The sequence below is a fragment of the Elstera litoralis genome (assembly GCF_000963705.1).
Lineage (GTDB): Bacteria > Pseudomonadota > Alphaproteobacteria > Elsterales > Elsteraceae > Elstera > Elstera litoralis.
Genome location: NZ_LAJY01000026.1, coordinates 1 through 9445, shown reverse-complemented (window position 1 = coordinate 9445; position 9445 = coordinate 1). Strand labels below are relative to the sequence as shown.

13 protein-coding genes, 2 tRNA genes and 1 pseudogene are annotated in these 9445 nt (G+C 62.5%); 7 read left to right on the top strand and 9 right to left on the bottom strand.

Features of this window, described 5'->3' with window-relative positions; translation table 11 throughout:
- On the top strand, window positions 1–313 hold a 313-nt coding region (locus VZ95_RS01680; protein WP_045774334.1), incomplete at its 5' end, for a PLP-dependent transferase.
- 32 nt (window positions 314–345) lie between these two features.
- Here the strand turns inward: VZ95_RS01680 and VZ95_RS01675 are convergent.
- Window positions 346–822 carry a Fur family transcriptional regulator gene (locus tag VZ95_RS01675; protein ID WP_269747042.1) on the bottom strand — a complete coding sequence of 159 codons (477 nt, stop codon included), beginning with the start codon at window positions 820–822 and terminating at the stop codon, window positions 346–348.
- 63 nt (window positions 823–885) lie between these two features.
- Here VZ95_RS01675 and hisI point away from each other — a divergent pair, with 63 nt between their 5' ends.
- Both hisI and VZ95_RS01665 read left to right on the top strand, forming a co-directional pair.
- Entirely contained in the window at window positions 886–1302 is a 417-nt protein-coding gene (gene hisI, locus VZ95_RS01670; protein ID WP_045774332.1) for a phosphoribosyl-AMP cyclohydrolase, read from the top strand.
- Between the two features lie 263 nt (window positions 1303–1565).
- Window positions 1566–2138: a substrate-binding domain-containing protein gene (locus tag VZ95_RS01665; protein WP_045774331.1), complete on the top strand. Its 573-nt coding sequence runs from the start codon at window positions 1566–1568 to the stop codon at window positions 2136–2138.
- Here VZ95_RS01665 and VZ95_RS01660 read toward each other — a convergent pair.
- Window positions 2083–2484 (bottom strand): DUF6220 domain-containing protein, encoded by a 402-nt coding sequence (locus VZ95_RS01660; RefSeq protein ID WP_052711387.1) that lies wholly within the window; start codon window positions 2482–2484, stop codon window positions 2083–2085. The genes VZ95_RS01665 and VZ95_RS01660 overlap by 56 nt on opposite strands.
- A gap of 3 nt (window positions 2485–2487) precedes the next feature.
- A complete protein-coding gene (locus VZ95_RS01655) occupies window positions 2488–2973 on the bottom strand; it encodes an NAD(P)H-dependent oxidoreductase (protein ID WP_198148024.1) in 486 nt (161 codons plus the stop codon).
- 198 nt (window positions 2974–3171) lie between these two features.
- Here VZ95_RS01655 and VZ95_RS24925 point away from each other — a divergent pair, with 198 nt between their 5' ends.
- Together VZ95_RS24925 and VZ95_RS24920 are read left to right on the top strand one after the other, a co-directional pair.
- Window positions 3172–3597, top strand: coding sequence for a LysR family transcriptional regulator (locus VZ95_RS24925; protein ID WP_198148023.1), 426 nt, complete (start codon window positions 3172–3174; stop codon window positions 3595–3597).
- Complete coding sequence (locus VZ95_RS24920) at window positions 3585–4070, top strand: LysR substrate-binding domain-containing protein (protein ID WP_198148022.1); 486 nt, start codon at window positions 3585–3587, stop codon at window positions 4068–4070. Before VZ95_RS24925 ends, VZ95_RS24920 begins: the two co-directional genes overlap by 13 nt.
- 9 nt (window positions 4071–4079) lie before the next feature.
- On the opposite strand, the gene VZ95_RS01645 is transcribed toward VZ95_RS24920, so the two are convergent.
- The 6 genes and pseudogenes from VZ95_RS01645 to VZ95_RS01620 all read right to left on the bottom strand — a co-directional run bounded on the left by VZ95_RS01645 (window position 4080) and on the right by VZ95_RS01620 (window position 7782).
- A tRNA-Arg gene (locus VZ95_RS01645) sits at window positions 4080–4156 on the bottom strand.
- Window positions 4157–4178: 22 nt separating this feature from the next.
- The gene (locus VZ95_RS01640) at window positions 4179–4505 is read right to left on the bottom strand and encodes an ETC complex I subunit (RefSeq protein ID WP_045774330.1); all 327 of its coding nucleotides are present in this window, start codon (window positions 4503–4505) and stop codon (window positions 4179–4181) included.
- Between the two features lie 40 nt (window positions 4506–4545).
- A tRNA-Pro gene (locus tag VZ95_RS01635) sits at window positions 4546–4622 on the bottom strand.
- Between the two features lie 77 nt (window positions 4623–4699).
- Window positions 4700–5182 carry a DUF192 domain-containing protein gene (locus VZ95_RS01630; RefSeq protein ID WP_084627510.1) on the bottom strand — a complete coding sequence of 161 codons (483 nt, stop codon included), beginning with the start codon at window positions 5180–5182 and terminating at the stop codon, window positions 4700–4702.
- 27 nt (window positions 5183–5209) lie between these two features.
- Window positions 5210–6336, bottom strand: a pseudogene (locus VZ95_RS01625) (acetoin utilization protein AcuC).
- Between the two features lie 6 nt (window positions 6337–6342).
- Entirely contained in the window at window positions 6343–7782 is a 1440-nt protein-coding gene (locus VZ95_RS01620) for a sodium:proton antiporter (RefSeq protein ID WP_045774329.1), read from the bottom strand.
- 183 nt (window positions 7783–7965) lie between these two features.
- Here VZ95_RS01620 and VZ95_RS01615 point away from each other — a divergent pair, with 183 nt between their 5' ends.
- Both VZ95_RS01615 and VZ95_RS01610 read left to right on the top strand, forming a co-directional pair.
- Window positions 7966–8646 (top strand): SRPBCC family protein, encoded by a 681-nt coding sequence (locus tag VZ95_RS01615; protein ID WP_045774328.1) that lies wholly within the window; start codon window positions 7966–7968, stop codon window positions 8644–8646.
- 237 nt (window positions 8647–8883) lie between these two features.
- Complete coding sequence (locus VZ95_RS01610; RefSeq protein ID WP_408606055.1) at window positions 8884–9300, top strand: (2Fe-2S)-binding protein; 417 nt, start codon at window positions 8884–8886, stop codon at window positions 9298–9300.
- Window positions 9301–9445: the final 145 nt, after the last annotated feature.

The window sequence follows — 9445 nt, the reverse complement described above, 5'->3', positions numbered from 1 at the left end:
CGACTGCCCCGGCCATGTCCTGTGGAAGCGGGACTTTACTGGCGCGAGCGGCCTGTTCAGCATCATCCTGCATCCCATCGAAAAGCCGGCGTTGGCGGCGTTTCTCGATCATCTCTCGCTGTTCGGTATGGGCTTTAGCTGGGGCGGGTTCGAAAGCCTGATCGTGCCCTGCAACCCGCGCCCAATCCGCACCGCGACCGCCTGGACCGAGCCGGGGCAGATGCTGCGCCTCAGCGTTGGGCTTGAGCATATCGACGATCTGAAAGCCGATCTGGCCGCCGGGTTCGAGCGGATGAAAGCCTTCCAGGCTTAATCTTTGCGGTTGGGGGTTTCGGCCCCCAACCCTTACGCCGCCGATTGGGCCGCTTGGCAGCCCCGGCACAGGCCGGTGAGTTCGAGCGTGCGGCCCATAATCCGAAACCCCGTCTTCTCCGCAAGCGCCGTGAGCGCCTCCGTTAGCGCCGGGCTGTCTTCCTGCTCCTCCACTGTGCCGCAGTGAGTGCAGATCAGGTACAGCGCCTGATGGGGGTGATCGGGCGACGGGCAGCCAATGAAGGCATTCCGCGATTCGAGCCGGTGGATCAGCCCCTGCTCGCTGAGAAACTCCAACGCGCGATAGACGGTCGGCGGCTGGGCGTTGAAGCCTTCCAGCCGCAGCACGTCGAGCATGGCATAGGCCCCGACCGGCGCGTGACTACGCCAGATCAACTCCAGCACCCGGCGGCGAACGGGGGTGAGGCGCACGCCGCGCGCAGCGCAGAGCGCGTCCGCCTGCGCCATTGCACTGGTTACACAGAAGCTATGATCGTGATCGATTGCCAAAAACGCCCGCCCCTCTGCCAAGCTCCCGCCCCGATCATAGTGAGACTTGAAGGAACTGCCTATATGTCCGGAACTGAGATTGCCGATTTGCTGGACGCGGTTCAGTTCGACGCCAACGGCCTCGTCCCCGTCATCGCCCAGGCGAAAGACGGCGGCGAGGTGCTGATGATGGCCTGGATGAACCGCGACGCCGTCGCCGAAACCCTCACCACGGGCCGCGTTTGCTACTGGTCGCGCTCGCGGCAAAGCCTGTGGCGTAAGGGCGAAACCTCCGGCCAAGTGCAGCATCTCATCGAACTGCGGCTCGATTGCGACGGCGATTGCCTGTTGGCTGTGGTGGAGCAAGAGGGCGTCGCCTGCCATACCGGCCGCCGCTCCTGCTTCTTCAACCGCGCGGCGACGGATAAAGGCACCTGGGACATCACCAGCGAGCCCCTAATTTCGCCACAGGATCTCTATAAACACGGCGCATCGCACTAAAAAGAAAGGTCCAGAGATTATGCCGAACCGTTTTGGAATCGCCCGTCGCCCCCTGCTGTTGGGAACCGTGGCCCTCGTTTTCGGCGTGATGCCTGCTCTGGCCCAAACCAAGCCCGCCGCCCCGGCCCGCCCGGTCACGGCGAAAGCCCAAGCCCCCGTGTTGCTCGCGCCGTTTCAACTGATCGAACCTTTGAAAGAAATTCTGGCCGAAACCGCGCCAAAAACGCCCGATTACGATCAAAGCCGCCAGCGCGGGCGAGCTTATGGCGCGGCTGGATGCCGATGCCGCCGTCGATCTCGTCATCACCGACGATCCCACTCAGCGCGGGCAGTTACTGGAAGCCGGGCGGCTCGACCTCGGCGGCGAGCAGGTTTTTGCTAAGGACAGGCTCGTCTTGATCGTCCGCAGCGAGCGCGCAACGCCGATCCGGCTGCGGCCCGGCGTCAATCTGGTCGTGCCGCTGGAGGGCAATCTCATCGGCATGGTGACGGGGGCGGACGATACCCTGTCTCGCCTCACCACCGGCTTCCTGCAATCCCTGCGGTTGGAGCCGCCGTCGATTGCGCTGCTGCAATCCTTCCCCGCCCTTGCCGATCTTGCCTCGGCTCTCGATGACGGTCAAATCCCGGCGGCCTTCGTTCCGGCGAGCCTGCTCGTTCACCGCCCCCATCTGGAACTCTCCGGCACCGCCCCCGCCGATCTGGAAGTGAGCCTGCGCTATACGCTCGATATCGTCGCCGGGCGCGACCGGCCCGAAACCCGCGCCCTGCGCGACGCGCTTACGGGGCCGCTCGCGGTGAGTCTGCTGACCCGTCACGGGCTGCTGCGTCCCTAGCCGCCCGGCGCTCGATCTTGGTAGCCAGAACGAAGGCCGCCATCAGCAGCAGCGGCGCATTGGCGACATGGAGCGCCTTGAACAGCCCCGGCCCGTCCTCGCCTAAAATCATCCACAGGATTTGCAGGCAATAGAGCAGTGCCGTGACTAAGGCCCACCAGCGCAAGGGCCGATGCCGGGGGTGATGCTGCGTTCCAATCAGCAGCGCGCCGATGGGGAGCATCAGTAGGAACCCAAGGCCGACGTGGCCCTCCCAGAGGGCGGCATCGGCAAATAGCGACAGGCCCGCGAGAGCAAACTGCCCAAAAAGCCCAATCAGGGTCGCATAGGCGGCAAGCGCGATCATGGCCTACCCCCAAATCGCCGAAATTTCGCCTTCCGGGGTCGGTGCTTCGCCGACTCCCGCCCCCTCCCGCCAACTATTCAAACGATGCACGTAGCGCTGCGCCGCCACCGCCAGCGCTTCGGGGGCGAGCTTATTAGCGCGATAAACCAGGAACGGTGGCGACCAGGGCAAACCGCAGCGGTTCGCCGTCGCTTGCAGCGGGCGCAACAGATCGGTGAGTGGAAACAGGTTTTCCCCGGTGGAGGAATAGGCTTCGGCTAAATTCCCCGCCGTCGCCGCCACCAACAACGGCACCCCTTCCAACAGCTTTCCCTCCTGCTCGTAGCGGATATAGAACATCCGGGTGAGCACGGCGTCTTGCCAGGCTTTCAGCAGCGCGGGCGTGGAATACCATTGCACCGGGAACTGCAAGACGATCCGATCAGCGCTGAGCAGGCGCGCGACTTCTGCATCGGCATCGATCGCGCCGCTCGGGTACAGCCCATACATATCGACAAGTTACACGCCCGGCACGCCCCAGGCGGCGGCGCTCAGCGCCTTATTGGCGCGCGAGCCGTTTAGATCCGGGTGGAATAGGAGAATTAGGGTCTTGCTCATCATGTTGTCCTCAATGGGGGTGTGAGGACAGAATGAGGGGCTGACTTAAATCACTCCAATCGATAGTTACTATAGTATATTATTCGTTTTATGAATTTACGAACCATCGATCTGAACCTGCTGGTGATCCTCGACGCGCTGCTGGACGAGGCCCATGTCTCACGCGCCGCAGACCGGCTGGGCCTGTCGCAACCCGCGACCTCCGCCGCCTTGGAGCGCTGCCGCCATCTGTTCGCCGACCCTCTCCTGGAGCGTGGCAAGGCCGGCATGCGGGCAACGCCAAAGGCCGAAGCCCTCCGCGCGCCGATCAAATCGCTGCTGGCCGATATCCAAGGGCTGGTGAACCCACCCGAAACGGATCTTGCCACGCTGCGCCAGACCATTCGCATCATCATGGCCGATCACCCGGCGGCGATGATCGTCGGGCCGCTGCATCACCGCTTGAGTAAGACCGCGCCGGGGTTGGATCTCGTCATTCAACCTGGCACGGCGCGGCCACCGCCTTGGACGGGCTGACCAAGGGCAATTCCGATCTCGCCGTATCGGTCTTTCCCGACGTGGACGCGTCGATCCAGCGCATTGAGCTTCTGCGCGAAACCTATTCCGTCGCCATGCGTAAAGCGCATCCCGCCGCCGCCGATTTCACTTTGGCGCGCTGGCTGGCGTTCCCCCACATCCTCGTGTCGGGGCGGGGCGAAACGCAAACGCCGCTCGACCGCAGTCTTGCACAGCGCGGATTGCACCGGCGCGTCGGAATGGTTCTGCCCAGTTTTCTGATGGTGCCGCCGCTGCTTTTGGCGTCGGACATGATCGCGATGCTGCCCAGCCGATGCCTACCGTCTAACACCGCCGATGATTTTGCCGTGTTCGCGCCGCCGATTCCCGCCGAGGGGTTTCCCCTGCACCTCGCTTGGCATAATCGTCGCCGGGGCGATGCGGGGGTTCAGCATGTCGCGACGATGATCCGGGATCTGTTGAAGCCGGAGTAAAAACGGGATTGGCGCGCCCGGAGGGAATCGAACCCCCAACCAACCGGGTAGAAGCCGGTTGCTCTATCCTGTTGAGCTACGGGCGCCGATGCCCGATGGCCACCGCTGCTACCAGCGGATGCGGCCCGGGCGGAAGTTATCGGCGTAAGCGCGGATTTTCAAGCTCGCGGTCTGCGGCTCGCTGATCGTCGCCGCCAAACCATTGCGCTGGGCGTAGGCGACTGCCTCGTCCTTCGTATCGAAGCTCAGCCGAACCTGCGCCTGCGTATCGCGACCCGAGACCCAGCCCATCAAGGGTTCCGGCACGCGGGCGGCGGTGGGTTCGAACTCCAGCACCCAGGCTTTAGTTAGGGCCTTGCCCGACTGCATAGCGTTCTTCGCCGGGCGATAAATGCGGGCGGCGGGACCGGCGGTGGCGATAACGGGCAAGGACATGGGTGTAAGCTCTTCCGCAAGAGAGGGTCGCAGAACCGTTTGGTCGGGGCGAGAGGATTTGAACCCCCGACATCCTGCTCCCAAAGCAGGCGCGCTACCAGACTGCGCTACGCCCCGACATCACGGTTCGACCGTTCGTAAGGCTTTTACCGGGTCAGTGTCGCAGGTGCAACAGCGGAAAACTCCCGGCGGCTTTAAGGCGTGCCGAGGCCGGGGAAAACAACCACATCGCCGGGCTTCAGCCCGAGCCGCGCCGCCGCGCCGCCGGCAAGCTCCAGAACCGCCTTCACCCGCCCGCCGGAACTGATCGTGGTTTCCGACAGCGGCACCGCGCGTTCTTGAATGCGATGAATCCGACCATCGGCGCGGATGAACAGCATATCGAGCGGAATCAGCGTATTGGCCATCCACATCGCCAACTCCTGTTCCTGCGGATGCAAGAACAGCATTCCGGCGTCGGGGGCCAGCGCCCGGCGGTACATCAGCCCTTGCGACATTTGCCCCGGCGTGAGGGCCAGTTCCACCGTAAAGCGCAGGTCACGGCCCTGACTACGGATGGTCAGCGGCGCTTTCTCGAAGCTTTGCGTGCCTTGCGCCAACAAGGTTTCGGCACGAATAGGTGCAGGGAACACCCCGGCAAGCCCAACCAGAAGGCAAAGCGCAATAATCAGCCGCATGATAGTCTCCCTCTCCAGAGGCTTTCCCTATAGCCCAGCCCGCGCCGCCTCCGCCAGCAGCCAATCGACGCCCTGGGAGATCTCCGGGCGGATCGGGCCGGGACGCGGCGGGTCCCGAAGAGTGGTGAACCAGTCTTCGGGCGGCGCGCGGCCCAAACGGTGATCCCAGACGAGCCCCCTTAGCACCGCCTCGCCCGCCGCAGGCAGACGGCCTGGCAGATCGAACCCATTCAGGCAGCCCCACAGCCCTGCCCAGGCGCGCGTCACCGACCAAGGATTATAACCGCCACCACCGAGAATGATCGCCTGCGGAGCGAGCCCCTGCCCGGCCCGAACCGCCTGCCACAGCGCGCCGTTGGAGAGGGTCAGGCGGCTCAACGGGTCTTCCGCCAGCCCATCGGCCCCCGCCTGGATCACCACGACTTCCGGCGCAAAGGCCCGACCCACCGGCAGAACGAGGGTTTCGACAATAAAACCAAGCTCGCTATCGTTAAAATCGGCAGGCACGGGCAGATTGAAGGCCGAGCCCTCCGCCCGGTCGGTCAGCGCGCCGGAGAAGGGCCAACGTTTTTTTCCTCGTGGATCGACACACAGAGAACACGCGGATCGCCGGTAAAGGCGGCTTCCACCCCGTCGCCGTGGTGCGCGTCAAAGTCGAGATAGAGAATGCGCGTAAACCCTTGATCCAGCAGCCGCAAGAGCGTGAGGGCGGGGTCGTTAACATAGCAAAAACCGCTCGCCTGCGCCGGCCGTCCGTGGTGGGTGCCGCCCGCCGGCGAATGGATGCAGTGCGCGCCTTGGGCAATCAGATCGGCGGCCATCAGCCCCGCCCCGGCGGCGGTGGCCGGGCGGCGGAACATTTCCGGGAAGATCGGATTGCCCGCGCGCCCGATGTTATATTTCTCCCGCACCGCTAAAGGGGCCGCCTGGGTCGCCTCGGTTTCCAACAGCGCCGCGATATAGTCGGGCGTATGAAAGCGGGCGAGCTCTTCCGGCGTCGCCTGGGGCGCGTCAATATAATGGGCGGGATCGAGCCAACCGAGTGCGCGGATGAGATCGACCGTGGACGAGACCCGCGCGATAGCCAGCGGATGCCGCCGCCCGTAGCTCGAATCCCTGTAAATCTCGCCCGCAATCAGGATTGGTCGATCCATGCCCCCTCAGCGGAAGAAAATAAACGTCACCGCGATGAAGGTAGGCACCAAGAGTGCCACTGACCAGCCCATATAGCCGAAGAAACTCGGCATCTTGACGCCACGATGTTCAACAACGGCCTTCACCATGAAGTTCGGGGCATTGCCGATATAGGTATTCGCCCCCATGAACACGGCCCCGGCGGAAATCGCCGTGAGCGTCGTTGCCATCGGCCCCATCAAGGCGATGGGGTCGCCGCCCGCGAGATTGAAGAACACCAGGAACGTCGGCGCGTTATCGAGGAAGCTCGACAGAATCCCGGTGAGCCAAAAGTAGCGCGCAATATCGGGCGCGCCGTTCGGGTTGGCAAAGGCCACCAGTTCGGCCAAAGCGCCATCGGAGCCCGCGCGTAGAATGGCAATCGCCGGAATGATGGTAATGAAAATCCCGATAAACAGCTTGCCGACTTCCAGCATCGGCCCCCAATTGAAGTGATTTTCGTCGCGGATACCGTGCCGGGTGAGCTTCAACGAGACGAAAATAATCACGATCAAAGCGGCATCGCGCGCCAACTGCTGCCCGCTGATCGGCACATGATACACAGTGATGAAGGTTCCAAGGTCGCGCAAGCCCGACAGCAGCACCGCCGCAACGATCCCCATCAGCAGCGCAATGTTCCGCAAGCCCTGGATCGTGAGATTGTCGCGCTCATGGTCGCCCAATACCCGCACCTCGGGGGCTTCCTTGCGGTAGGCCCACCAGTCGATTACGTAAAAAACCGCCAGCAGAATCCCGCCCGTCACCACCATCGGCGCCAGCAGATGCTCGGTGAACCAAAAGAAGCTAACGCCCTTCAAGAACCCCAAGAACAGCGGCGGGTCGCCCAGCGGGGTTAACGCGCCACCGATGTTCGCCACAAGAAAGATAAAGAAAACAAATACATGCGTCTTATGCTTCCGGCGTTCATTGGCGCGTAACAGCGGTTGGACCAATAGCATTGCCGCCCCCGTCGTGCCCATGAACCCGGCCATCAAGGCCCCGAAGGCCAGCAGCGCCACATTCGATCCGGGGGTGCCGACGAAACCGCCGCGCAACCGCACCCCGCCCGCAACAGTGAATAGCGCCGTCAGCAGAATGATGAAGGGCACGAAATCGAGCAGCAGCACATGCAGCAGCTCGTACACGGCAATATCGAGCCCCAGCAGGGCTGCGCTCGGAATCAGAAACAGCGCCGCCCACCCTACTGAAATCTTACCGTGATGGTGATGCCAGAGGTCCGGAACCAACAGCGGGCACAGGGCGATGGACAGCAGAATCCCCGCGAACGGCAGCGCCCACAGCAGCGATAATCCCGCCCCCGAGAGCGCCGGCGCCCCTTCGGCGGCAAAAACCGGTCCCGCGAGTATCAGCAGCGACGAGGCGATTACGCCCGCGACAAGCCCTTGCCCTCTTTTTCCTCGGAGCATTCCAGCCCTCCCCTCGTTTTTTTCTCAGTCCAGCGTCGATAGCGAGTTTCGCGCCCCGGCTCAAGCCGACTAAAGGCTTATGGACGGATGCGGGCGCTTTTCGCCCCAAAACCAACCGCGCCCCTTGAAGCCCAGAGTGCGCCTCGCTACCGTAAAGCTTGATCGTTTCAGCGGAGAATAAAAATGGACCTAACCGGCGAAACCATCATCGCCGCCCCGCGAGATCGCGTGTGGCGTGCCCTGAACGACCCCGAGATTTTACGGCAAGCCATCCCCGGCTGCGAAACCATCGACAAACTGTCCGATACCGAACTGTCGGCGAAAGTGACCGCGAAAATCGGCCCGGTGAAAGCCAGCTTCACCGGCCAGGTAACGCTACTCGACCTCGACCCGCCGAACGGCTATCGCATTCAGGGCGAAGGTAAAGGCGGCCCGGCGGGCTTTGCCAAGGGCGGGGCGACGGTGAAGCTCGAAGACGTGCCCGAGGGCACCAAGCTTTCGTATGTGGTCGATGCGCAAATTGGTGGGAAACTGGCGCAAATCGGCTCGCGCCTGATCGATGGTGCCGCGAAAAGTCTGGCAGCGGAGTTTTTCCAGAAGTTCAATACGCTGGTAAGCGCCGAAAGCGCCGCCGCTCTCGATGCCGAGGATGCCGCTGAAACGGCCGCCGATTCGCCAGAGATGCTGGACGATATCCCGCCGCCGCCCGCCGAAACCGCCTCGCCCGCCACGGCAGACGAAGCCAAGGCAATGGATGAGATCGTTGATGTCGTCGATCAGGAAACCAAGGCCCTCGCGCCGTGGTTGTGGATTTCCGGGCTCCTCTTGATTCTCGCCGGGCTGTTAGTTGCGGTTGTGGCTTGAAATCGTAACACAAAGAAACCACAGTAGTTTTTGCAAATAAGCGCCGAGAAGGCGGGTCAGCGTCAATGCTGCACCGCACAACCAACAATAGGCACCGCACCATTTAACAAGGGCGGGCCGTTGGAGCGCGATTGACCTCGGAAGGGAGGGTTCGGGTGTGAGCACAGTTTCTGTATCGGTGACCGTTAACGGCAAAAAAAAAAAGTTTCTGCCGATGTTGAGCCGCGCACGCTGCTGGTGCAGTTGCTGCGCGAAAACCTTCACCTCACCGGCACGCACGTGGGCTGCGACACCAGCCAATGCGGGGCGTGTACCGTTCATGTGAACGGCGATTCGGTGAAAAGCTGCACGATCCTTGCGGTGCAAGCCAATGGTGCCGAGGTTCGCACCATCGAAGGGCTGGCGCAGGCGGGCGTGCTCCATGCCGTCCAGGAAGCGTTTCGCGAGCATCACGGCTTGCAGTGCGGCTTCTGCACCCCCGGCATGGTGATGAGTTCGGCGGATCTTCTGGTGAAGAATCCGAACCCGAGCGAACATGAAATCCGCACTTGGCTGGAAGGCAATATCTGCCGTTGCACCGGCTACCATAACATCGTGAAGGCCGTTCAACACGCGGCCCAAACGCTGCGCCAAACCGCGCAAGCTGCTGAATAATAAAATAAATATCAGCAGAATCAGTCCGAGTTCAGGGAGGACGAGGCGATGAGTGTAACGTCAGTTGGAACTTCCGTTAAGCGGCGGGAAGATAAGCGTTTTTTGACCGGCAAGGGCAATTATACCGACGATATGAACCGTCCTG